This is a genomic window from Pseudomonas sp. 18058, from assembly GCF_902706155.1.
Taxonomy (GTDB): domain Bacteria; phylum Pseudomonadota; class Gammaproteobacteria; order Pseudomonadales; family Pseudomonadaceae; genus Aquipseudomonas; species Aquipseudomonas rustica.
On the sequence record NZ_CACSJY010000009.1, the window covers coordinates 114,970 to 137,560 of the forward strand.

23 protein-coding genes are annotated in these 22,591 nt (G+C 54.0%); 14 read left to right on the forward strand and 9 right to left on the reverse strand.

Going from position 1 to position 22,591, the window contains the following annotated elements; all coding sequences use genetic code 11:
* Positions 1-46 precede the first annotated feature (46 nt).
* The gene (locus tag GVL50_RS07390) at positions 47-2,575 is read left to right on the forward strand and encodes a LuxR C-terminal-related transcriptional regulator (RefSeq protein WP_159812306.1); all 2,529 of its coding nucleotides are present in this window, start codon (positions 47-49) and stop codon (positions 2,573-2,575) included.
* On the opposite strand, the gene GVL50_RS07395 is transcribed toward GVL50_RS07390, so the two are convergent.
* The gene (locus GVL50_RS07395; RefSeq protein WP_159812307.1) at positions 2,572-3,579 is read right to left on the reverse strand and encodes an AraC family transcriptional regulator; all 1,008 of its coding nucleotides are present in this window, start codon (positions 3,577-3,579) and stop codon (positions 2,572-2,574) included. The two genes, GVL50_RS07390 and GVL50_RS07395, sit on opposite strands and share 4 nt — an antisense overlap.
* Positions 3,580-3,714: 135 nt before the next feature.
* Between GVL50_RS07395 and GVL50_RS07400 the strand changes: the two genes are divergently transcribed.
* Positions 3,715-5,301, forward strand: a complete 1,587-nt coding sequence (locus GVL50_RS07400; protein ID WP_159812308.1) for a GMC family oxidoreductase — start codon at positions 3,715-3,717, stop codon at positions 5,299-5,301.
* Between the two features lie 86 nt (positions 5,302-5,387).
* Here GVL50_RS07400 and GVL50_RS07405 read toward each other — a convergent pair whose 3' ends face one another.
* The 5 genes from GVL50_RS07405 to GVL50_RS07425 all read right to left on the reverse strand — a co-directional run bounded on the left by GVL50_RS07405 (position 5,388) and on the right by GVL50_RS07425 (position 8,083).
* Positions 5,388-5,663: a transporter substrate-binding domain-containing protein gene (locus tag GVL50_RS07405; protein WP_159812309.1), complete on the reverse strand. Its 276-nt coding sequence runs from the start codon at positions 5,661-5,663 to the stop codon at positions 5,388-5,390.
* A 3-nt stretch (positions 5,664-5,666) separates the two neighbouring features.
* A complete protein-coding gene (locus GVL50_RS07410; protein WP_159812310.1) occupies positions 5,667-5,825 on the reverse strand; it encodes a hypothetical protein in 159 nt (52 codons plus the stop codon).
* A gap of 166 nt (positions 5,826-5,991) precedes the next feature.
* On the reverse strand, positions 5,992-6,234 hold the full coding sequence (locus GVL50_RS07415) for a hypothetical protein (protein ID WP_159812311.1): 243 nt from the start codon (positions 6,232-6,234) through the stop codon (positions 5,992-5,994).
* 380 nt (positions 6,235-6,614) lie between these two features.
* Positions 6,615-7,109 carry a nuclear transport factor 2 family protein gene (locus GVL50_RS07420; RefSeq protein WP_256671832.1) on the reverse strand — a complete coding sequence of 165 codons (495 nt, stop codon included), beginning with the start codon at positions 7,107-7,109 and terminating at the stop codon, positions 6,615-6,617.
* 56 nt (positions 7,110-7,165) lie between these two features.
* Positions 7,166-8,083, reverse strand: a complete 918-nt coding sequence (locus tag GVL50_RS07425) for a LysR family transcriptional regulator (RefSeq protein ID WP_159812312.1) — start codon at positions 8,081-8,083, stop codon at positions 7,166-7,168.
* 108 nt (positions 8,084-8,191) lie between these two features.
* Between GVL50_RS07425 and GVL50_RS07430 the strand changes: the two genes are divergently transcribed.
* The 4 genes from GVL50_RS07430 to GVL50_RS07445 all read left to right on the forward strand — a co-directional run bounded on the left by GVL50_RS07430 (position 8,192) and on the right by GVL50_RS07445 (position 11,030).
* Complete coding sequence (locus tag GVL50_RS07430) at positions 8,192-8,944, forward strand: SDR family NAD(P)-dependent oxidoreductase (protein ID WP_159812313.1); 753 nt, start codon at positions 8,192-8,194, stop codon at positions 8,942-8,944.
* Between the two features lie 57 nt (positions 8,945-9,001).
* On the forward strand, positions 9,002-9,568 hold the full coding sequence (locus GVL50_RS07435; RefSeq protein WP_159812314.1) for a VOC family protein: 567 nt from the start codon (positions 9,002-9,004) through the stop codon (positions 9,566-9,568).
* Between the two features lie 565 nt (positions 9,569-10,133).
* Positions 10,134-10,598, forward strand: coding sequence for a hypothetical protein (locus GVL50_RS07440; protein ID WP_159812315.1), 465 nt, complete (start codon positions 10,134-10,136; stop codon positions 10,596-10,598).
* A gap of 129 nt (positions 10,599-10,727) precedes the next feature.
* Positions 10,728-11,030: a hypothetical protein gene (locus GVL50_RS07445; RefSeq protein WP_159812316.1), complete on the forward strand. Its 303-nt coding sequence runs from the start codon at positions 10,728-10,730 to the stop codon at positions 11,028-11,030.
* Positions 11,031-11,496: 466 nt separating this feature from the next.
* On the opposite strand, the gene GVL50_RS07450 is transcribed toward GVL50_RS07445, so the two are convergent.
* Positions 11,497-11,709 carry a hypothetical protein gene (locus GVL50_RS07450; protein ID WP_159812317.1) on the reverse strand — a complete coding sequence of 71 codons (213 nt, stop codon included), beginning with the start codon at positions 11,707-11,709 and terminating at the stop codon, positions 11,497-11,499.
* 736 nt (positions 11,710-12,445) lie between these two features.
* Between GVL50_RS07450 and GVL50_RS07455 the strand changes: the two genes are divergently transcribed.
* From GVL50_RS07455 to GVL50_RS07480, 6 genes are all read left to right on the forward strand, one after another.
* Entirely contained in the window at positions 12,446-13,018 is a 573-nt protein-coding gene (locus GVL50_RS07455) for a restriction endonuclease (protein ID WP_159812318.1), read from the forward strand.
* A 384-nt stretch (positions 13,019-13,402) separates the two neighbouring features.
* Complete coding sequence (locus GVL50_RS07460; protein ID WP_159812319.1) at positions 13,403-14,272, forward strand: hypothetical protein; 870 nt, start codon at positions 13,403-13,405, stop codon at positions 14,270-14,272.
* Positions 14,273-14,678: 406 nt separating this feature from the next.
* Entirely contained in the window at positions 14,679-16,271 is a 1,593-nt protein-coding gene (locus GVL50_RS07465) for an arylsulfatase (RefSeq protein ID WP_159812320.1), read from the forward strand.
* A gap of 181 nt (positions 16,272-16,452) precedes the next feature.
* Positions 16,453-16,692, forward strand: a complete 240-nt coding sequence (locus GVL50_RS07470; protein ID WP_159812321.1) for a hypothetical protein — start codon at positions 16,453-16,455, stop codon at positions 16,690-16,692.
* A 543-nt stretch (positions 16,693-17,235) separates the two neighbouring features.
* Entirely contained in the window at positions 17,236-18,054 is an 819-nt protein-coding gene (locus GVL50_RS07475; protein WP_159812322.1) for an alpha/beta fold hydrolase, read from the forward strand.
* Complete coding sequence (locus GVL50_RS07480) at positions 18,044-19,213, forward strand: PAS domain-containing sensor histidine kinase (RefSeq protein WP_159812323.1); 1,170 nt, start codon at positions 18,044-18,046, stop codon at positions 19,211-19,213. The genes GVL50_RS07475 and GVL50_RS07480 overlap by 11 nt, the downstream gene beginning before the upstream one ends.
* Positions 19,214-19,283: 70 nt before the next feature.
* On the opposite strand, the gene phnA is transcribed toward GVL50_RS07480, so the two are convergent.
* On the reverse strand, positions 19,284-20,507 hold the full coding sequence (gene phnA, locus GVL50_RS07485; RefSeq protein ID WP_159812324.1) for a phosphonoacetate hydrolase: 1,224 nt from the start codon (positions 20,505-20,507) through the stop codon (positions 19,284-19,286).
* Between the two features lie 157 nt (positions 20,508-20,664).
* Between phnA and GVL50_RS07490 the strand changes: the two genes are divergently transcribed.
* Both GVL50_RS07490 and GVL50_RS07495 read left to right on the forward strand, forming a co-directional pair.
* A complete protein-coding gene (locus GVL50_RS07490; RefSeq protein WP_159812325.1) occupies positions 20,665-21,582 on the forward strand; it encodes a LysR substrate-binding domain-containing protein in 918 nt (305 codons plus the stop codon).
* Position 21,583: 1 nt separating this feature from the next.
* A complete protein-coding gene (locus GVL50_RS07495; protein WP_159812326.1) occupies positions 21,584-22,354 on the forward strand; it encodes a class I SAM-dependent methyltransferase in 771 nt (256 codons plus the stop codon).
* On the opposite strand, the gene GVL50_RS28810 is transcribed toward GVL50_RS07495, so the two are convergent.
* Positions 22,345-22,591, reverse strand: a 247-nt coding sequence (locus GVL50_RS28810; RefSeq protein ID WP_218586033.1) for a hypothetical protein, incomplete at its 5' end; no start/stop codon positions are given. The two genes, GVL50_RS07495 and GVL50_RS28810, sit on opposite strands and share 10 nt — an antisense overlap.

The window sequence follows — 22,591 nt, forward strand, 5'->3', positions numbered from 1 at the left end:
GCTCTGTAAGGATAAGCGCCACTAAAACAACAAATCGATCGCGTTCATGGTTCACTCTGCACTCAGCGTTCAAGGGGCCACTGGCCTGCCCCGCCTCAACCCCGGTCATCTCCTGCGTCCACGCCTGAGCAAGGCCCTGCTTGAAGCCGACTGTCAATTGCGCCTGCTGTGCGCGCCGCCCGGCAGCGGCAAAAGCGCGTTACTCGCCGAATGCCTGCAACACTGTCCTTCCGATACCCGCCTGATGTACATGAACCTACGTGGCAAAGCCCTGACGACCGAGGCTTTCTTCAATCACCTGGCCAATGCACTCAGGGTGCAAGCGGACTTGGCCGATATCCGCCAGGCCCTTGAGCGGCACATCGGCCCGCTGTGGTTGATGATCGATGACTACCCGCACTTTCCCGACAGCGCCCTCGACGACCTGGTCAGCGAGCTGATGCAGTCGTGCCCGTCGAACATTGCATGGTGGATCGCCAGTCGCCGTCGTCCGCAGTTGCAATTGACTCGCCTATTGCTCGACTGTGAGCTGTTTGAACTGGGCCATACCGAGCTGAGCTTCAATGCCCAGGAACTCTGCGACTTGCTCCAGTACCATCAACTGCATTTGCCCGATGCAGATGTCCACGCGCTGCTAGACCAGTCCCAAGGCTGGTGCAGCGGTGTGCGCCTGCACCTGTTGAAGTTCAAGGCGCCGCAACCGCCGACGCCCTACGACCCGGCACATCCGACCCTGATGGAGTACCTCAGGTACGAAGTGCTCGATGAGCTCGCAGCGGAATGCCAGGAAGCGCTGTTCACCCTGGCGCAGTTTTCCTGCTTCGACCGGGATCTGTGCGAGCAGGTACTGGGCATGGGTGACGGCGCCCGACTGGTGGCGCACCTGCAAGTCTGTGGCCTGTTCATCGAAGCGTCGCCGCAACGGGAGTCCATGCTGCGGGTGCAGCCCGCGCTGGCGGCGGTGCTGGCCGCGCAGTTGCCGGCGGTAAAAGTCAAGTCGGTATTTCGCAAGGCCTGCCAGTGGTATGTCAGTCAGAACAACGTGCGCATGGCCCTGGAGTACGCCTTGCGCGCGGACCAGACAGACATGGCCGCCAACTTGCTACAGCGCTTCACCGGTGATGCTGTCTTGCAGGGACGCAGCCTTGCGCAAGTGATCAGTTGGCGCCAGGACCTGCCGGAAGAGCTGCTGACCAGCACCCCGCGCCTGTTGCTGCTCAGTGCCTGGGCCTTGATGCTCAGTGGCCGCCTCGACCAGGCAGCCGAATACACCGAACAATTGGCGCGCTTCCTGCCACAACCCAACGCCCGCAGCCAGCATGAGCTGATCGCCCAGTGGAAGGCGCTGAAAGCCAACCTGGCCTTTCATCTGGGCACGGCCGACCAGGCCCGGGAACTGCTCGAGGAAGCCATCGACGAGTTGCCCGACAAAGCCTGGAGCCAACGCCTGTTCAGTTGCGCCTTGCGCCTGGAACAAGCCCTGATCGAAGGTCGCCTGGACGATGCACAGGAACTCAACCGCATCGCTATCAAACAGGCACGCCAACACGGCAGCCTGTCGATGGAAAGCGTGATGGCGCTAGGGCACGTGAAACTGCTGGAAATTCGTGGCGAACTGCTGCGTGCCGAGACCCTGCTCAATCGCCTGTTCAGCGAACTGACCGATGCCTGGGGTAACGAACCCAGCCCGATGCGCGGTCGTGTGCAGTTGCGTAGGGCCGGACTGTTGCTGCAACAGGGGCGTTATGATGAGGCGCAAATGGCCTTTCTCGCCGGCCAGCACGAATGTCAACGGTGCGGTGACAGCGCGACGATCTGGGGCTATCTGGGGCTGGCGGAACTGGACGCGCTGCGCGGGGATTTCAATGGGGCCTTCCTGCGCCTATCCGACGCCGAACGCCAAATGCAGTACAACCACGTCAACGAGTCGATGTACCAAGGCCTGCTGGTGCGTGCCAAAGCCAGGATCTGGCTGGCACAGGGGCGTGCGGCACATGTGGAGCGGACACTGGCGGCCCTGCCAAGATCCGTCATGAGCTTTTCACCCTATGGCAGCCCGGAACTGCACCTGCGCCTGCACCTGTTGCAACTGCAGGCGCGCTTGGCTAATGGCGCGGTGGACGACGCACTGGCCAGCCTGACCGAGCTGTACAAGCGCGCCCGCAATGAGGGTCGGCGGACCCTGGCGTGCGAAATCAGTTTTACCCTCGCCGAAGGTCTGTATGCCAGCAATAAGCCGGCCCAGGCCAAGCAGATGTTGCTGGACGCCGTTGCTCTGGCGCGGCAGATCGGCCTGGTAAGCGTCGAGCGCGCCTTCGCGAAACGCAATCCGGCACTGATACGCTGGCGCGAGGAAACTCTCGCCGATGCCACGACGCCCTCCGAGCTGCTCAGTCGAAGGGAACTCGACGTGCTGAAACTGATTGCTCAGGGTCACTCGAACCAGCAAATCGCCGAACAGTTGTTCATTTCACTGCACACCGTGAAAACCCACGCCCAGCGGGTTAACGTCAAGCTGGGCGTCAAGCGGCGCACCCAGGCGGTGGCACGGGCCAAGGAGCTGGGCCTGACCTAAGCTTCCAGCAACTGACGCCGGCGTGCCCGCGGAGTCATTGCAAACCAGCGGCGGCACGCACGGTTGAACACACTCTGCTCGCTGTACCCCAACAAACCCGACACCTGAGACATCGGCATGCTGCGCTCGGCCAGGTAAGAGTCGGCGCGCTGGCGGCGCACGTTTTCCAGAATCGCCTCGAACCCCTGCCCCGCCTGATCCAGGCGCCGTTGCAGGACCCTTTCGTGCAGGCCCAGTTGCTCGGCAATGATCGGCAGCCGACAGCGCTGGGTAGCAAGCGTACGCACGATCATCCATTCGACCTGCTCCACCAGGTCCGTCGGTGCCTGGCTATTGAAGTGACTGAAATACTGCACCAGCGTGCGGTGCAGTAGAAGATCCTGCTGCTCGATGGCATGCTCCAGCTGTTGGGCAGTCAGCACCATGGTGCTGCAGACCTGGCCACTGTAGACAGTGGTCTTGAAAAAACGCCGGTAGCGCGCCGACGACAAGGGCGAACTACCGCTGAGCAAGATGGCTTGGGCCGCGAACTTCGGACCACAGAGGAGCTTCATGATGTTGTGCGCCACGCCCATGGCCAGTTCAATCATTTGCCGTTGCTGCAATAACCCCGGCAAGCGAATGTCGATCAACAGCTGCGGTGCGCCGGCATCGCTGATATCCAGGTCCAGCTCGATACCCGGGCTGTGAAAACCGATGAACCGCACAATCTCCTCCAGAGCCTGCCCGACCGTCGCCGAGCTGCGGGCGATCAAGGCAATGGGCCCCAATACATCCAGGTCCTGATAATCAGCCATGCGCAGGCCGAAGTCCGGACATTTGAGTTCTCGTGCCGCGCATTCCAGCAACCCTACCAGTGAGCGTAATGGCACCCTGGCGTCCTCTTCGAAGAGGCATTGCGGGTCTATGCGGTAGCGCTGCAGCAGCGCGTCCGGCTGGCCGCCGAACTGCTCGGCCAACTCGCGAAACCCGGTCAGTGAAGTGGTACGGATCAATGCCGTCATAGTCGTTAAAAATCAAAAACAAGTCATGAAAGATCAATAAATCTACGCCCCATCGGTCAAGAATTCCATACCCGAGTTGTCCGTAGACCTGGCGCGGCATAGCTCGTTTTTGTAGCGCAACCGAGAATAAAACCAATGGAATTCGACTACATCATCGTGGGTGCCGGCTCTGCCGGTTGTGTCCTGGCTAATCGCCTGAGCGCCAATCCGAACGTCCGTGTGTGCCTGCTTGAGGCCGGACCGAAAGACTGGTCGCCCCTGATTCACACGCCCCTTGGCGTCGCGGCCATCCTGCCGAGCCGGCATGTCAATTGGGCGTTCGACACCGTGCCGCAGCCGGGGTTGAATGGGCGCATCGGTTACCAGCCTCGGGGCCAGACCCTGGGCGGCAGCAGCTCGATCAACGGCATGATCTACATCCGTGGCCATCGCACCGACTTTGACGACTGGGCCGCACTGGGCAATGCGGATTGGTCGTTCGACGACGTCTTGCCGTACTTCCGCCAAAGTGAACATCACCACGCAGGCGCCAGCTCCCTGCATGGCAGCACGGGTGAACTCTATGTCGGTAAAGCCCAGTCGCATCCGGCCAGCGAGGCTTTCATTGCCGCCGCCGTCGCCGCCGGGCATCGCTACAACCCCGACTTCAACGGCATCGAACAGGAAGGTGTCGGCCCCTACGAAGTGACCATCCGCAATGGCCGGCGCTGGAGCACCGCCACGGCCTTCCTCAAGCCAATCCGCGACCAGCGCGAGAACCTTACGGTATTGACCGACGCCCAGGCCGAGCGCGTGTTGCTCAAAGGCAAAAAGGCCCATGGCGTGCAAGTGCGGCACAAAGGCAAAAGCCTGACGTTGCAGGCGCGCAAGGAGGTGCTGGTCAGCGCTGGTGCATTCGGCAGCCCGCAACTCCTGATGCTGTCGGGGATCGGCGCCCAGGGTGTCCTCAAGCCCCACGGCATAGCCCTGCAACACGAGCTACCCGGCGTCGGCCAGAACCTTCGCGACCATCCCGATGTGGTGCAGTGCTACCGCAGCCCCAACTGCACACTGCCCGGCTTTTCGCTCAAGGGCGGCCTGCACATGGGCAGACAGCTGTGGGAGTACACGAGAAAAAAAACCGGCACCTTCGCCAGCAACTGCGCAGAGGCTGGCGCCTTCCTGAAAACCGATCCCGCACTGAGCCGCCCGGACATCCAGTTGCACTCGATCATCAGCTTGGTGGACGACCACAATCGCAGCCTGCACTGGGGCCACGGCCTGAGCTGCCATGTCTGTGTATTGCGCCCGAAAAGCATCGGCAGCGTCGGCCTGAACTCTGCCAACCCCGCCGCGCCTCCGCGCATCGATCCCAACCTGCTGGGCCATGACGATGACTTGCAGACACTGCTCAAGGGCTACCGCATCGCCCGCACCATCGCCGAACAAGCGCCCATGGCGCCTTTCAAACTAAAGGACATGTACAGCCACGGCCTGTATAGCGACGAGCAGTTAATCGAAGTGCTGCGCAAACGCACCGACACCATTTACCACCCGGTCGGCACCTGCAAGATGGGCAACGATGATAGCGCCGTGGTCGACGATCGCTTGCGCGTGCATGGTATCGAGGGCTTGCGCGTTGTCGACGCCTCGATCATGCCCACTCTGGTCGGTGGCAACACCAACGCTGCGACGATTATGATCGCCGAACGCGCCGCCGAATGGATCGCTAGTGCCTGCTGATTGGGTCGATTGCTCATCTTCAGTGCGTTGCGTGGAGATGAGCAGCGGATAAATTATTTATCGCCTGAAATGTCGTATTGGAAATACTACTTTTGAATTTTGTCATAGGTGCCGTCCTGGTTGATGGCTGCTAATGCGTCATTCAGTTTGCCTACCAATGGATCATTTTTCCGAGTCGCGATACCGGCTCCGACGCCAAAGTAAGCCTCATCCGTGAAGTTTTGATCGAGCACGTGATAGTCGGCGCCTTGAGGCGTTTTTAGAAAGCGGTCCTCAATGACAAGCGAGCCGGCGAGCGACGCGTCCAGGCGCTCGGCTGCCAAGTCGAGAAAAACCTCGTTTTGCGTACCGTACTTCGCCAAGCGTTATTTCAAACTATTAGCCAGAAATTTTTGCAGTCTTTCGCTTTGCGGCGCGTCGAGAATAGAGGCGTCTCCTTCTTCTTCAATTAATCCTTGATGAAGAAAATGCTGTTCATTCGCCATCCAAGCGCTTTTTTTCGTGGCGCAAATGGGCAGTGACATTTCGTGAGTCGGGAGTGCTCCATACAGAAATAACAGGGCTGGTTGAAATGCCTCTAATTTTGTAGGCCCTGTAGGAGGCTTTATATTCACATCTGCCGGTGAGCACCGGCAGATGTCGGACAGAAGCGACCGTTCGGCCCTCGTGTCTGCGAGCTAAAGCAATTTCTTAGCGTCCGAGTGAGGGCGGCCCATATAACTCAGTTTCCCAGTCTTCAAGAGGCGGTTTTACTTTGAAAGATGGGTCGCAGTATGACCTTAAGTAGTCAGTCGCTCTCCTTTGGGCGTAGGTGAAATTGAGCACGTTGCCTTCACCGTCCATCTCTATGACGTTCGCGATTATGGCGAAGACCATCTCAATTGCACTCGGCTCAGAGCCATAAATGTCGATGTACTCCACGTTTTCAAGCATTTAGTGGCTTCCGCTTGCCATGTAGTACGCAAACGTTCGGAGTGCTCCACTGAAATCATTACTCAGCTTCTTCATGTACATTTTCTTTTAGTAATTATTCTGGATTTAACTGCTTCATAATCAAGCATTGGTTTTTTTGCCGTTTTATTGTGGTCGAGAAAGGTCTGAACCGGCCAATGAGCATTAGCAATCGGTTGCTGACAGTCTGCTTTTGGCCGATAGCTGCCACTCACGACCGACCGCTTTCGGCGAGAAGCGGAAAGTCTATGCCCAACACATAAGTACAAAAGCATGCGACTAAATCCCCTCCCCGCAAGCAAAACAGCTCTCCTGCAGAAGACTTTCTAGCCGCGAGTTTTTAATCTTAAAAGCATCGCGATTTAATGGCGTTGCTCTGGCCCAACCGGCGCGAACGCTTTGGCAGCGGCCACGGTATCCATGGATTCGCGCAGCAGCTGAATTTTGCCGTCTTTGGCTACCAGGCGGCCGGCGTACATCTGCCGATAGATGCGACCAGTGGAAGGCACCAAGGCCTCTACGCTGTATTCGGCAAACGTCTGATCGGGTGTGTCGATTAGAAAACGAACGTTGCGAAATTTGAAGTCCGGCACTTTACCGAGCAATGAGCCGATAAATCCCTCGATAGCCGCAAGACCTTGCACACGATGGGGAATGCCCAGCGACTCCAGGTAGGGCAACTCCAGCACTCCATCTTCCGCGAAAAGTGCTGCCGCTAAGTGCGGCGTCTGGATGGCATCAGGTAATTTTGAAGCAATTCCACGGCATTTTTCATGACGATTTTCTCCGAAACGTATAAGAGATGGGCACGCTGTAGGTGCTGGCCTGATCACGTTAAGAGATTTATTGCTTTTCAAAAATAGACGCTAATGAAAGTTATCGTTTCAAAATTGAAAGCCATTGTCGCAAGGCCTCACGACGGCCATCGCCATTCGGGCTGGCTTAAATGCTCGGCAAAGAAGTCCGACAACGCTTTGATTTTAACCGGACGGGTGCGTGCCGAGGGGGTGACGAAAAACAAGCCGCCACGGGTCATACTCCATTCTGGTAGCACCACGACCAACCGCCCGTCTTTCAAGTATTCGCTGGCGATAAATTCTGGCAGTTCGGCGATGGCCTGGCCTTCGAGCAACACCGGCAGTAACGCATCCGAGTTAGTCACTCTGAGCGGGCCGCTGGGCACCACGTCTTCTTCAGTGCCATCTTTATGGGTGAACCGCCACACTTGGCTACGGGCTCGGTAGGCATAACTCAGGCAAGTGCGGGCCGCCAGTTCGCGGGGTTGGTCAGGGTGGCCATGGGTCTCTAGATAAGCTGGTGAGGCGACCAGGTATTGGGTGACAGTGCATAGATGCCGTGCAACGAGCGAGGAGTCTGGCAATACGGCAATGCGTAATGCCGCATCAAAGCCCTCAGCGATCAGGTCTACCGAGGCGTCTGAAAGGTGCAGGTCAATCGACAGCTCGGGATACTGCCGGATTAACTGCGGCATCAGCGGTGCCACCCAGCGCAGACCAAACGACATGGGGATCGCCAAGCGTACTTGGCCGCGTGGCTGAACCGACAAATCCTGAGCTTCGCTTTCCACCTCTTCAGCGCGCCGATAAATCTCTCCGGCCTTGGCCGCCATGCTCGCGCCGAATTCGGTGAGCGCCAGTTGCCGCGACGTGCGGTTGAACAATCGCCCACCGAGACGCTCCTCCAGCCGTGCGACCGCCCGCGATACCGTTGGCACCGACACGCTCATGACACGCGCCGCGCCGGCGAAAGAGCCTTCTTCGGCCACCTTGGCAAACATCGCCAACCCTTCAAAATCTGGAAGTCTGCTCATTTCAATTCTGCAACGATAGGTTTCAGACAATCTATTTTGAAACTTCTGCCCCGTCGATAAGCTTCTCCCACACCGCAACTCACTCAATCGAAATACCGGAGAACGACCATGACTAACAAACTCGAAGGCAAAATTGCACTGGTGACCGGCGGGACGACGGGCATCGGCTTGGCAACTGCCAAACGCTTCGCTCAGGAAGGCGCCCACGTTTACATTACGGGCCGCCGCCAAGCCGAACTGGACGCCGCCGTCGCCACTGTCGGCAACGCCACCGGCGTAAGGGTGGACTCCACCAACCTCGATCAGCTTGACGCGCTGTACCACCAAATTGGTGCGGCTCACGGCCGAATTGATGTGTTATTCGCCAATGCGGGTGGCGGCTCCATGCTGCCACTGGGCGACATCACTGAGCAGCAATACGACGACACCTTCAATCGCAACGTCAAAGGCGTGCTGTTCACTGTGCAAAAGGCACTGCCGCTGCTGGCCAAAAAAGCCTCGGTGATTCTCACCGGTTCCACTGCAGGTAGCTCGGGCACTGCCGCCTTTAGCGTATACGCCGCCTCCAAAGCTGCCGTGCGCTCATTTGCCCGGAACTGGATTCTGGATTTGAAAGACCGCCAAGTGCGTATCAACACCATCAGCCCCGGAGCCACCCGCACTCCTGGCCTGGTTGAACTCGCCGGCCCCGATGCCGCTCAGCAGCAGGGCTTGCTTGACTACTTGGCGTCGCTGATCCCCATGGGCCGTGTTGGTGAAGCGGACGAGATTGCCAGCGCCGCGTTGTTCCTCGCCTCGGATGACGCCAGCTTCGTCAACGGTATCGAGCTATTTGTTGACGGCGGCCAGGCGCAAATCTGACCACCCAGCGGGCGACTGTCACGAGCGCCCGCCAACCCTTTTCCAGAGGGACAGGTTATGAACCTATTGCACTGGCCACTGCTGGCCATCAGCGTGATCCTTAATAACGCTACTCAGGCAGCGACCACATCCTCCCAAAGCCACACCGCTCTAGACACAGCCGCACAGCTTCAAGTTTCGGCCATAGATCATGTTGGCATCAATGTGCCGGATATCGAAGCCGCCCCGCGCTTTTTCTCCGCCCTGATGGGCGCACGGGTGATCTCGGATATCAGCCCTGGCAAGATTCCGGATCAGTGGAAAAGCCAATTCCGCTGGCATGGCTCCAGCGAGCTGCAACGTTTTGTGATGCTGCAAATGGACGGCGGCGCGAAGCTGGAGTTATTTCAATACCAAGGCACTGAGATCAGTCAAACCCAACCCCACGGTGACGACGCAGGTGCCAGCCATTTGGCCTTGCGTACCGCTGATATTGACGGCAGCCTGGCTACCCTCGAGCGCTTGAATGTGACCCTTCTCAACGAGCCCATTACCAAGCCGGACGGCGTTCGCTGGTTCTATTTTCAAGCGCCGTGGGTCACGCGGATTGAGCTGGTGTCGCCGCCACAGAGCGTCAGTGGCTGATCCCGCCGTCTACACGAGGGCCGTGCCTGATTACCCGCCCGACCACCAAGCCAAACATTGGGCTTATCGCAATAGCTTCCCGAGCTGACGTCATGCCTGCTGGCGGACAAGGCCGCCAACGGGCTGGTTATGCTCGCAGGATATTCAAAAAGACCAGCATGTAAGCAGTAGACATTTCCAGTCATTGTGGAGTGACTGCTCCTAGCCTGTTGCGACGTATTTGGGCATACAGAAACCGTCTTTTTCTGCTGAAATTTGCAGTACTTTTCCTCCCCTTGGCTTTGAGACAAGTCATCTAAATCGAGCCAGATGAACTCGGCGCAGTGAATTCATGATTATTACCAAGCGATAAGCTAGGTCATAGGTCGGTCTTATCACTCATCGATAAAATCAGGTTTTCCAGGGTTAAGTCTTCTGCATCATTTGAGCAGGCCCTTGTTAACTCCTCATTGCTTAATAGGATGCTTGTATATATATCACTTGATTTTTGTCAAGCAAAACTCTCTTGCAAGGTAAAAAACTCTCATGCTAGCTTGTTCATACAACAATAAAAAGGAGTTATGCAGTGGAGTCTTATTCTATTCACGTTGAGCATTCAGAAAATACCAAAACTGCTTTTGTGATTTTTAATGACTTGGGTGATGTTCCGCAGTCAGTGCGCGAGTGCAAATTTCAAACTATCGGCTGGATCTTGTATGTGTTCGACAAAATGCAAGCGCTCGTTGATGATTGGGAAGAAATTACCCGTGAAACCAATGTTACCGATGCGTTGGGTAATCTGGCGTCATTGGACTGGGAGACTGCCTGTGCTCTTGTGCGAGCTGAAACTTGGCGGGAGCGTTTCAACCTTACTTGGCCGATTTTGAACTATCAAGAACAAGGACTTGCGCTCGGATATGTCTATGACGACGAGGAAAATAAAAATTATTGGCCTGGCTTTGACTCGTTCAACATGATGTTTCACGATTTTGTGCGGAAATCCCCACTGCGGAATCGTAGGAAAGTATGCACCGAAATGCTAATAGAATGAGGATCTGATCATGCCAACCTTCTCCATTGATGTCCGTCTATTACAAACTAATGCTGGACGTATGTTAGAAACATAGCACACGACAGAAAAAAAGAGTCGATCACGCGCTCGATTTCCCAAGGGATCGGCTTGCTCTATAACTTTGCCGATGCGGTTGCCCTCCATCAACCTAACTATGCTCACGTTGCAGTTGATTTTTTCAACTCTCGACTGTACGGCCTCGGAGGCAAACTTGATATAGGAGATGCCTTGCTCGCTGCGGAAGACTGGAAAGAGAGAATGTATTGCGCTTGGGCCGTGATCGACAAAAAATCACGGGCAGAGGCGTTGAAGCTGGATTATAGAAAATTCCAGAATTATTGGCCAACACTTGATTTTTGGACTCCAAGTTGGGACTTCCAAGTTGAAGAATGGATGAGCAGCACAGATTGATTGGATGCGTATCAGATACATGCCCATAAAGCCAATTCGGAGCCTCATGATCGGTGACTGTGCTTGAGCGCGACCAATGCCTCAAGCGCCTGGACGAGGCTAATGCCCTTCCTTGTCTTTTCTACGATAAAATTATCGAAGGCCACAGAGTCGCTAGCTGCAAAATCCGGATACTCTGCCGTAGCTGATTTAGCGAATTATCGATTGCAGCCCTTCGCGCTCTGCTATTTTTTTTCTGATGGTTTCATTGGGTGGTTACCTAGACCCAAGGGCAGCAAGGCTCGTCAGAGCGTGAGAATGGCCCGCGCCGGGAATAAACGTTAGCTACCGCGTTTCACAGCTCCAGTTCGCAAAGATCGATGCACCGTTCTCCTCACAACGTTACCTTAGGTAGCCTCATTAACACGTGCACCAACCGCCGGTACTCTTCTGCTACCCGAGAGAAAAGCTCGAAATCAGAATACCGTCACCCTTCGTCAATGGGTCTCAAGCGGGTCAGATAATGAATTATGTTGAGCTGATTCAGCGCCAGGCTGAGCAAATTTTTGGCAACAAACCCAAAGCCGATCATTGGCTGAATCAACCGGCAATAGAAGCCAGTGATTGTTCTCGGTTGCAAATGGCTCACAGTCAAGAGGGATATGAAGTCGTAAAAGCAGACCTCGATAGGCTTAGCCATGGTTTCGCCTGTTAAGGCTCCCCTTCTCCAAACTCCAGGATCCACATGATCACTTTTGACCTCAACACAAACGATTCCGAAGTTCTACTTCGGCACACGCAAGCTTTCAAACCAAATTCAGGTGATGCTCGCGAAGATCGGCGACTGTGTGAGGCGCTGCTCGATTTGAAAGAGGCCCTTTTATTGCACCTGCAGGAACGGGTAGATGACTCATCTAGATGAAATCCTCAACTGTAGTCCCAGATGAGCTTTCAGCTGACGTTGGGGGCAACACGCATTTGAGTTATGACAATCCTCGCAAACACAGCGACTCGGAGCCGTAGGAGTGCTCATTCCATCCCCCGTGCGCCTTCAAGCATTTGCGGCTCAACGACAAAAGTCTCTTTGGTGGGCATTCATTATCCTCACACCACCGCCTACTTTGGTGATCGGAGATCATCGACGTCACTGACGAGTTAGCTCAGCACTGCTGGACAAAGGAGGGTCGAAGATATCGCAGGTCGATCATCACAGGGTCGCAGCGAATGAAGAGATCCTCGAGTAATTCCCTTCCCTGTGAAAGACAATAGATTCTCAAGCCTTCAGATTTAGGAACGCCAACGCTACTTGAGGCCGGTAGGCTGGAAAAAATGGACGGTTGGCTCCGCTCGCGATAATTTCACCGTAGCCGCTGGGGCTGTACAACCACCCACCAGCTACAAGATGTGCGGACAATCACTCAGTTTAAGGACGCCAAATGTTTCCACCGATGGCGAATCCCAATCTCGATATCACAGCGACTGAATTCGAGTATTTAGTCAGGGAATGGATTCTCAAACAGAGTGGTGAGCTGACCTCGCTCCAGGTCATTCACAACGTAAAGCTTGAGGCTTACGACTCCACTTACCAGATCGATGTACTGGCGAAATTTCAAGCCTTTGGAGGCGCCGAATTCACGGTGCTAATTGAGTGCAAGAAACACCGTCACCCGGTTGAACGTGAGCTGGTTCAGGTGCTGCACGACAAAATCAGGTCTCTGGGCGCTCATAAAGGACTGCTTTTTACGACATCAGGATTTCAATCCGGAGCGATAAAGTATGCACAAACTCACGGTATCGCTCTGGTCTCGATAATGGAAGGTGTCGCCACCTATCAAACCAAATCGGCTTTTCCAGTAGAGGCGAAGCCGCCGGCGTGGCTCAACCTCCCGAAATTTGAGCTCTGGCATGTAGGTGAAAACGTAGCGGGTAACATTTCGATGAAGTCTTTGGGTCGTGCAGATTCGGAATTCAATGACATGTTCCGCCTCCCTGGTGGAGCGCAAGTATAGGGTCGGTCAATGGATATGACTGAGATTCAAATGGATTGATACTAGCTCGCTATTGAAAAGAAGATCTCTATTCAGGATTTGTGACGTACCTCCTCATGGCGGACGGCAGTCATAAGCGAGCCCTGTAGTCAGTCGCGGGGCTTGCCGCCTTCCATTTCCCACACCTGCGCGCTCCGCCTGTATAGCTCTCTAAGAACCTCATGAACCCTTCCCAAAAGCAAACAGCCGCTACGTCTCATCTATGAATCGTTGCAGATGCTACGCTTTCCTTTATTCGGAAATTCGAGTCTAAACTAGCTCTGCACGCTCCAACGGCACGTTAGCTGAACTCGGAACCTAAATGCCCCTTGCTCATAGAGAAATTATAAAGTCTAGGAGATAATTATGCGCTCGGAGTTTTGTTTCCCACTTCACCAATGTGCTTCACGGGAGGAGATTTTATTTGAAACTCTTCAGTGGTTAATAGATCTGCCATTCACAAAGCTTACGGAAATAATCCTTGAATCTCTTAGGGGCCAGGGGTGCTTTGTTTATTCCGAGGATTTAGAGAGTATTGAGGTGTTCCAATCTAAAAATAGAGAAAATAATTTCATCAAGTATAGAAGCAATGCAATTCATACGTTCACAGCAATTGATGTACACATCCTAACAACGCCAAAATCTCTCTGGGTCAGGGTTTCGATTACGAGCGCCGCGACCGACATCAGGAACGAGCATCTGGAGATCTTAAAGCCAACATTGCTGTTTAAACTCATTAGCAAATTCGGCGGAGGCTTTGACGGCAAATTAACCGTAACTGTTTCTCCCGTCATATTAGAAGATTCCTGCGCAGGAAAACAGACAGCTGTGGAAATAATAAAATCAAATATAAACTGCAAACTTCCAGTAATCTACGTGAGCGCGAGCAATAACAATCAATACTCTGTAATCCCTGACAGACTCGCAAGAAAGGTCTGTGGCATGGCTCATGTTGTAGTAGAACCAAATCGCGAATTTTCTATTAAACTTCGGCACAAAGTAGCATCGCGAAATGCGTATGGTGGCGTAGTCGCGATATATTGGCCGCTGAAACTCAAAAGCACATTATTCCAAAGAGAGTCACGAGACACTAAGCTTTTTGAGCAGGCGATATTCGAAGAGATCTACAGCACTTTATCCATATCTTCACCTCGAAAAACCGAGCTCGACGAATTGAGCAGCACGAATAGCACTCAGCAAAAACCATCTTTCAGCAAAGTAATTCGTGATCGCTGACGTATCTGCGCCGAGGAAATAACCGGTTAGATTCGTATTAACAGCTTTCTTCTTTAATAGGAAAGTTGATTCGCCGACACGAATACACATTTGTTTCTTATAAAAAGTGGTTCCACAGCCTACTGCTTCAAAATGTTGCGTTTCGCAACGAAAACGGTAATTCATGCACGAAAACATCGAGCAGTATTTTTGCCTCATCAGCTGCACAACGTCACATTTTTCGCGACCAAATTGACTTCGTCGTCGGAAGATGAAGCAAAAACCCGCGACTGGACTATCGTTGACATGTCGTCCAAGTGGCTAGGCGTTTGCGAGGATGGCCGAGCAGACGTAACGGAAATAAATAGGCGGGATCGGAACTGAGTTGGTCGCAAACAGCGGCGAAATCTAGCGAAAGGAGTACTCAATGAATCGCATACGCACGTGGCTACCCAAGCTCGCCCTAGTGGCGACCTCGGTGATGGCGCTGTCGGCAACTGCCACAGCAGCTGAAAAACCCAACATCCTTGTGATCTTCGGTGATGACATCGGCCAGACCAACATCAGCGCCTATTCTATGGGTGTTGTCGGTTACAAAACGCCAAACATCGACCGGATTGCCAAAGAAGGCATGATGTTCACCGATTATTACGCGGAGAACAGCTGCACCGCCGGGCGATCCTCGTTCATTACTGGTCAGACGCCGCTGCGTACCGGCCTGTCTAAAGTCGGGATCCCGGGTGCACCGGTCGGCTTGCAAAAGCGAGATATCACCATTGCTCAGGCGCTCAAGTCGCAAGGTTATGCCACCGGTCAGTTCGGTAAAAACCACTTGGGCGACAAAGATGAATACCTTCCGACCAACCACGGCTTCGACGAATTCTTCGGCAACTTGTATCACCTCAACGCTGAAGAAGAACCTGAGCGTCCGTACTGGCCGAAAGACGACCCGGAATTCGTTAAAGCCACCTCCCCTCGCGGCGTTATTCATAGCTTTGCTGATGGCAAGATCGAAGACACCGGTGCGTTGACTAAAAAACGCATGGAAACCATCGACGACGAAACTACTGCAGCCGCTCAGGCCTTCATCGAAAAACAGGCGAAAGCGGACAAACCGTTTTTTGTCTGGATGAACACCACACGCATGCACGCTTTTACGCACATTCGTGACTCAATGCAGGGCCAAAGCGGCATGCCGGGCAACGATTACGCTGACGGAATGATCGAGCACGACGGTGACGTCGGCAAACTGTTGAAAACCCTTGATGACCTGAAAATAACCGATAACACCATAGTCGTTTACACCACCGATAACGGCCCTAACCAGTGGTCGTGGCCCGATGCGGCAACCACACCGTTCCGTAACGAAAAGAACTCCAACTGGGAAGGCGCTTACCGTGTGCCAGCAATGGTTCGCTGGCCGGGCAAAATCAAACCGGGAGAAGTGTCCAACGAGCTGTTCTCGGGTCTGGACTGGTTCCCGACACTGCTCGCCGCTGCGGGTGAAACCGATGTCACCAACAAACTGCTCAAAGGCTGGGCGCCGACTTCCGGTGGCACCAATTTCAAAGTGCATCTGGATGGCTACAACCAACTGCCGTACCTGACCGGCCAGAGCCCTAAAGGTGAGCGCAAGGAGTTCTACTACTTCAACGACGATGGCGTGCTGGTGTCTATGCGTTTCGGCAATTGGAAAGCCGTGTTCTGCGAACAACGCGCACCGGGTGGTTTCAAAGTCTGGAGCGAGCCGTTCGTATGCCTGCGCGTACCGAAAGTGTTCAACCTGCGCATGGATCCGTATGAGCGCGCCGATATTGTTTCCGACCAGTATTACGATTGGGCGACCAAAAACGTTTACCTGACCGAAATTGCAGTGATGAAGTCGGCGGCGTTCCTGCAAACCTTCATCGATTACCCTCCTAGTCAGAAGCCAGCAAGCTTTAGTGTGGATCAAGTCCGCGCAGCTGTAGATTTAAAAATTGAAGAAAAAATGAAGGCTCAATCGAACCCTGTAAATTGAGTATCGTTTGGGCTTGAGGCCAGCCTCAGGTAACAAAGCCTTCCCTCTAGGTTTGTTTAACCAAAAGGGAAGGCCTTTTCTCTACCAGCTCGACGGGAGGCATTCATATCCTCATCGAATGTTAAAAAAGACCTCACCACTCCACTCCGGATCGGTGTCAGCTGTAAATGGAGTCACCACAATGGTTGAAGAGCAGTTCGATCCATCCACCACTTATGAACTTCACTTTGATGGTGATCGCATAGGTTTTGTGCAAAAGGGCGTCTATTTCGAGGGGCCTAAGCAGGAGCAGTGCGGTGAGATTCGGGAGGGAGTCTTTTTTTACAACGGCAAAGCAGCCGGCACCCTAGACGGCTTGACTCTGCTACGAACTCACCCGGAGCCGATGACCATTATGCAACTGATCCCGCTCGAGGGATGAACCTAGGGCCTTGGAAAAACAGAACTATCTGAGCGTGATTTGCGAGCACGTCGGTTTCAGATCACCCTATATCAATGACTCAGCATTGTGGGCTTCCATCCTGAACGAGGGTGATGCCCCCCGCCTCTGCCCGCAAACGCTCTATGAGCGTCATCCAGGTAAGGATCCACCCTAAACTAACGATTTCTCAGTCCCGTAGTACTTTCTAGGTAGCTGGCTCCACACGTCTAATGCACGATCCAGTCTCAACTGCTTTTGCCGCCAGATCTCACCGTACGCAGTTCCATTTAACATGCTGGTAACGATCTCGCCCTGGGCCAGACGGTACTCCGAAAGGGCCACTGCCATCGCTAGCCTGAAAGGTGGGCGCATTTCCATTTTTCTATTCCATCCCGAGGAGTTGACAGCATTATGCGCTGCCGCAGCTATTGAGCAGGAACCAGATATCAGCATTATTACATCCCGACGATGACGTAGAGGATGCTGCTGTCTACACTGCGAGCTGCACGTGAGTTTCCATCTGAATCATTCTGAGCACCTAGCATGTCTGTCCTGCACCGCAATAACGTAAATGTAGTAGGCGACGGCTCGGCCACGCTGATCTTTTCCCACGGCTTTGGTTGTGATCAAACCATGTGGTGCTACCTGGTTGAGCATTTCACCAGTCGATTCAGGGTAGTTCTCTACGACCTGGTCGGTGCTGGGCAGTCCGACTTGGAAGCTTACGAACGGAACAAATACGGAACGCTGCAGGGTTATGCGCAGGATCTAACTGAGGTAATCGATGAATTCGCTATTGGCCCAGTCATTATCATCGGTCACTCCGTCAGCGCCATGATCGGTGCTTTGACAGATCGCGCTCACCAAAACCGTATCGCTGCTCATGTGATGATCGGGCCTTCGCCTTGCTATATCGATACCGGAGATTACGCAGGAGGGTTCACGCTCGATGACATTGAGTCCTTACTCCATACCCTCGATAGCAATTATCTCGGATGGTCAAGCACAATGGCACCCGTGATTATGGGCGCACCCGGCCAACCCGATCTAAGCGAGAAGCTCACCAACAGCTTTTGCCGTACTGATCCTGAAATAGCCAAGCATTTTGCCCGCGTGACGTTTATGTCCGACAACCGGGAGGACGTAAGCGGATTGACAACTCCGACGCTGATTTTACAGTCCACGGACGACATCATTGCCCCCCTCGCTGTCGGCGAATACCTGCATCAAATAATGCCCAACAGCACACTTTGCCTTGTGGAAAATATTGGCCATTGCCCGCACATGAGTGCACCGAGCGCTTGCTCGGAAGCTATGGACAGGTTCCTGCTGCCTTGGACAGAAGCTAGCGATGGCAGGTAAAACAGCAGGCCTCCCCGACCCAGACTCGCTATTTGACCATGCCCCTTGCGGCCTGATCGTCACGCTCGAAAACGGAAGCATAGTGCGCGTCAATCAAACCTTCTGCACTTGGATCGGTTGTGGGCCAGGTGAGCTGGAAGGCCAGCGATTCCAAAACTTGCTCACGATGGGCGGACGAATTTTCCATCAGACACACTGGGCACCTCTGATGCGGATGCAGGGCTCAGTGGCAGAGGTCAAACTCGATTTGATCCACCGGGATAAATCGCTCACTTCAATGCTCCTCAACGGCGTACGTCGGCAGCATGAGTCAGGGGTTTACTATGAGTTGGCGTTGTTCTGCACCGCTGACAGAGACAGGTACGAACTGGAGTTATTGAAAGCACGACAGCTGGCAGAGGAACTTTTGGCCAAAAAGACGGCTGCCGACGCTGCCCTCGCGCAGGTTCAGGAGAAGCTCAACACCGCCTACGAAAAATCCAAGCGACGGGCATTATTTGCTGAGCAGATGGTTGCCATCGTCAGCCACGACCTCAAAAATCCGTTAACGGCCATCAAGATGGCCACAGAAATTCTCAATCGGAAAATGCCTGGCGGCAAAGAACAGGTCATGCTCGACCACATCAGCAGTTCTGCGGATCGTGCCCATCGAATGATCGCAGATTTGTTGGATTTCGCGCTGGCAAGAGTGGGTCGCGGCATAGCGGTTTCCCTATCTACTCTAGAGCTGCACTCCATAGTTGCTCAGGGTGTTGGAGAACTTCGACTAGCATTCCCCGATGCGGAAATCGTTCATCAAACATTGGGGAACGGCGATGTGAGACTTGATCCAGATCGAATCCAACAGATCATTGGAAACCTGGTGGCAAACAGTGTTGCCTACGGCGACCTGCTGCAACCTATTACTGTGACCTCCCAAGTGGAAAGCGACCACGCGAGCATAGTGGTTCACAATTTCGGCCCAGTGATTCCGGAATCGGCTGTCGCAGAGCTGTTTGAACCCATGAAGCGCGGCTCAGAAAAAGATAGCGAGCTGCGCAGTGTAGGACTCGGTCTATTCATAGTTCGTGAAATCGTTACGGCGCACGGGGGAACGATTTCGGTGAGTTCCACTGCAGATTGTGGAACGTCGTTTACCGCGATTTTTCCAGTGATATAGCTATGCCCACGCCTTCGCTGCGCTTACAAGTCTTTGCGTGATACAAGGCAAGCGCAGCGACATCATGGAATCAAGTCAAATGGTTAAGCGCAATATCGATGATGTCGAAGTTACGAAGGCGATCGGGAATGCTGAAGCCGGACAACTTGCGGTTGAAAATCAATGGTACTTTTTGCTCGGACACGCCGCCGTGTGAGCGCAAAGGCACCGCAAGTCCGGATAAGTCGTGTTCCTCGGCCGCAGTCCCTAACACCGTCAGCCGCTCCGCGAGAACGATCAAATCACCAATACGGTCTTCCGGCAATTCGAAGCGGTCAGCGGCTTGCGCACGAGTTAGCACGCACTCGATGCCTGCGATGCCAGTCAAAAACGCTATCACGTCGGCCTGCTCGACTGAACTTCGCAAATACACCGTTGCGTAGGAACCCAGCGCACCGTGGTGCACCACGTACGGGTCAGTGATAGGCAGCAAAACTCGCACACCTTTAGCGCCATAGCGGATGTCCAGCAGGTCTTGCAAAAACACAATATTGGGGCGTCCCACTGCATCTGTCTTAGCGTTCATGCCATGGTCAGCCGTAATTGCCAGAATCGCGCCTGCGTCATGAAAACGCTGGAAGTAGTTGTCCATCATTGCGTAGAACGTATTGGCTTGCGGCGTCCCCGGAGCATGCTTGTGCTGTATGTAATCAGTTGTGGACAGGTACATGAAGTCGGGACGCTCGTTTACCAGCAAAGATAGCCCAGCCGCAAACACGAACTCCGACAATTCTGCGCTGTACACGGACGGCATGGGCATGTCGACGCGCGCCAAAATGTTCTCGATGCCATGTTCTTCGATGTTCACCTGATCCGCTTTCTCAGCCGAAAAACAAATACCTTTCAATTGATGACCCAACAGGCTGCGAAGTTTGTCTTTTGCGGTCACTACAGCAACGAGCTGACCCGCCTTGGCCAGTTCGGCAAGGATCGTTGGCGCACGAAGATACTTGGCATCGTTCATCAGTACCTCTTTTTGTGTGTCCTGATCAAAAAAGAAGTTGCCGCAGATGCCATGAACGGATGGTGGTGCGCCCGTGACTATTGATAGATTGTTAGGGTTAGTGAAGGACGGAATCACGCAGTCGCCCGTTAATACTGTGCCGATACCGGTAAGTTTTGCGAGAAATGGTGCTTGGCCCGCTTGAACAGCCTGATTGATGTAATCCTGCTCGCATCCGTCAATACAGATAACAATCGTCGGTGCGATTGAGAGGCGATAGCTACGCGAATTCACGGTGATAGCTTGAGTCATTGGTAGTTTTCCCATCGGTTTTAAGCACAACGGCGATTGAATGTGGATGGCACCACCTGGATTTTGGCGGTTTCTCAAAACACAAAATCACCGTAAGCTGAGCGCATCCCTCACACAATCGAATAAAAGCCACCGTACCTGTGCACTGGACTCACATATGAGAAAAAAACTACCCCCTCTGCATGCGTTACGCATCTTTGAAGTTGCCGCCCGTGCGGGTAGTTATTCAGCGGCGGCTCGGGAGTTGAGCCTTACGCATGGCGCAGTAAGCCGCCAAATTGCAGCCCTTGAAGATTGGCTCGGCCAACTGCTATTTATACGTGACGGCCAAAGCATGGTGGCGTCTCCCCACGCCCGTGCGCTCGCGCGTGAAATAAGCTCCGCGTTTGACCACATCGCCGATGCGGCAGAACGCTATGGCAAACGTCAACAACAAAAAGTGATTCGAGTCAGCGCCCCCGCCACGGTTGCGATGCGCTGGTTGATTCCTCGATTGCCATTATTTGCCGAGATCTATCCGGGAGTGGATGTCCGCGTTTCGACCGTTCTTTCGACGCAATCTGACTTCTCAGGAAGCTTCGACGTTGCGATACGACGGGGTAATCTCCCTGGTGGTCAGTTTCAAGCAATAGATTTGTTCCGAGAGTCGAATACGGTAATCGCCAGCCCGTCTTTAATCAGAAGGACAGGCGTTCAAACGATAAAGCAACTCGCTGCCGAGACGTGGTTAACGACGGAAACCCGACCAGGTGATTGGGAAACTTGGTTGGAAAGCGCAAATTATCCAACGCTTCGCGCCAATCGGGCGCTGCGATTCGACCATTTTTTTGTGACCTTGCAGGCCGCAGTGGATGGGCTTGGCTTCGCCATAGGGCCCTTTCCGACACTTGAGGGCGAATGCTCGAGTGGCCGATTGCAGATACCGTTCCCCCAACTGCGCTCACTGGGGGCAACTTATTCTGCGCTCGTACCGCTCGATGCTGACAAACCCATACACCTGAGGGCGTTTGTCGAATGGCTAAGTTCATTAAACGGGGTCGATAAGGGACAGGAAAACCAGGCAGAGGTCGCCTGATATGATCAGTGTGCATAAGGCTGCTCAGGCAGGCTTCTCAACAGAAGCCAAAACTTATACGCAGGGTCGCCCGGACTTTCCCGGCGAAATACAGACTTGGTTTAGAGACGCGCTGAACATCAATCCTGGATCGACGGTTATCGATTTAGGCGCCGGAACGGGCAAGCTCACGCGTTTACTGAATTCTACGGGTGCTGATGTGATTGCCGTCGAACCGGTTGAGGCTATGCGAGTTGAGTTTGCCAAACATCTCCCGAGCACCAGGATGGTGGACGCAATGGCCGAATCGATTCCCGTTGAGGACGGAACGGCGCAGGCGCTGATTTGCGCTCAGGCGTTTCATTGGTTCGCAAATGAAACGGCGCTCAGTGAGATTCACCGCGTACTTACACCGGGAGGCCGGCTCGGGCTGGTCTGGAACGTGCGCGACGAGTCAGTCGACTGGGTGGCCGCCATCACTGAGATCATCACGCCTTACGAAGGCGATACCCCACGCTTTCATACCGGCAAATGGCGCCGTCCGTTCAACAACGGCCGTTTCTCGGAGCCCGAATTGACCTGCTTCAATTACACCCATACAGGCAGCGCAAAGTCTGTGATCCTTGATCGATTTCTGTCAGTCAGCTTCATCGCGGCGCTTCCTGCTGAGGAGAAAGACAGGGTGGCGGAACAACTGATGAATTTGATTCAGACCCACCCGGCGCTACGCGGACGCGAAACTATCGAGTTCCCCTATCAGACCCACGCATATTCATGTCGCCGTCAGGATTGAGTTCGCCGTCTCAACAGACGAGCACGACTAAAATAGGGAGGCAGGCAGTATCCGAATTCGTGTTGCTGGACGAAGAATGAGAACGCCCATTGAGCCTGCTGTTCTATATCTGTTGGCGCTGATTGAAAACTGACCCACCCTGCCGATTGAAAATTGACCCAGGGCGGATTGCTGATTTTTGTCCCAGCAATTGTGGATAAGCTTAGCAGTCGTGTTCCGCTTGAAGGCTCATCAAGC

Bases quoted from the DNA above. Each gene is read 5' to 3' on its own strand.
- GVL50_RS07390 (WP_159812306.1), top strand. From the start codon at position 47: ATGGTTCACTCTGCACTCAGCGTTCAAGGGGCCACTGGCCTGCCCCGC.
- GVL50_RS07395 (WP_159812307.1), bottom strand. From the start codon at position 3,579: ATGACGGCATTGATCCGTACCACTTCACTGACCGGGTTTCGCGAGTTG.
- GVL50_RS07400 (WP_159812308.1), top strand. From the start codon at position 3,715: ATGGAATTCGACTACATCATCGTGGGTGCCGGCTCTGCCGGTTGTGTC.
- GVL50_RS07410 (WP_159812310.1), bottom strand. From the start codon at position 5,825: ATGTCACTGCCCATTTGCGCCACGAAAAAAAGCGCTTGGATGGCGAAT.
- GVL50_RS07415 (WP_159812311.1), bottom strand. From the start codon at position 6,234: ATGCTTGAAAACGTGGAGTACATCGACATTTATGGCTCTGAGCCGAGT.
- GVL50_RS07425 (WP_159812312.1), bottom strand. From the start codon at position 8,083: ATGAGCAGACTTCCAGATTTTGAAGGGTTGGCGATGTTTGCCAAGGTG.
- GVL50_RS07430 (WP_159812313.1), top strand. From the start codon at position 8,192: ATGACTAACAAACTCGAAGGCAAAATTGCACTGGTGACCGGCGGGACG.
- GVL50_RS07435 (WP_159812314.1), top strand. From the start codon at position 9,002: ATGAACCTATTGCACTGGCCACTGCTGGCCATCAGCGTGATCCTTAAT.
- GVL50_RS07450 (WP_159812317.1), bottom strand. From the start codon at position 11,709: ATGGCTAAGCCTATCGAGGTCTGCTTTTACGACTTCATATCCCTCTTG.
- GVL50_RS07455 (WP_159812318.1), top strand. From the start codon at position 12,446: ATGTTTCCACCGATGGCGAATCCCAATCTCGATATCACAGCGACTGAA.
- GVL50_RS07460 (WP_159812319.1), top strand. From the start codon at position 13,403: ATGCGCTCGGAGTTTTGTTTCCCACTTCACCAATGTGCTTCACGGGAG.
- GVL50_RS07465 (WP_159812320.1), top strand. From the start codon at position 14,679: ATGAATCGCATACGCACGTGGCTACCCAAGCTCGCCCTAGTGGCGACC.
- GVL50_RS07470 (WP_159812321.1), top strand. From the start codon at position 16,453: ATGGTTGAAGAGCAGTTCGATCCATCCACCACTTATGAACTTCACTTT.
- GVL50_RS07475 (WP_159812322.1), top strand. From the start codon at position 17,236: ATGTCTGTCCTGCACCGCAATAACGTAAATGTAGTAGGCGACGGCTCG.
- GVL50_RS07480 (WP_159812323.1), top strand. From the start codon at position 18,044: ATGGCAGGTAAAACAGCAGGCCTCCCCGACCCAGACTCGCTATTTGAC.
- phnA (WP_159812324.1), bottom strand. From the start codon at position 20,507: ATGACTCAAGCTATCACCGTGAATTCGCGTAGCTATCGCCTCTCAATC.
- GVL50_RS07490 (WP_159812325.1), top strand. From the start codon at position 20,665: ATGAGAAAAAAACTACCCCCTCTGCATGCGTTACGCATCTTTGAAGTT.
- GVL50_RS07495 (WP_159812326.1), top strand. From the start codon at position 21,584: ATGATCAGTGTGCATAAGGCTGCTCAGGCAGGCTTCTCAACAGAAGCC.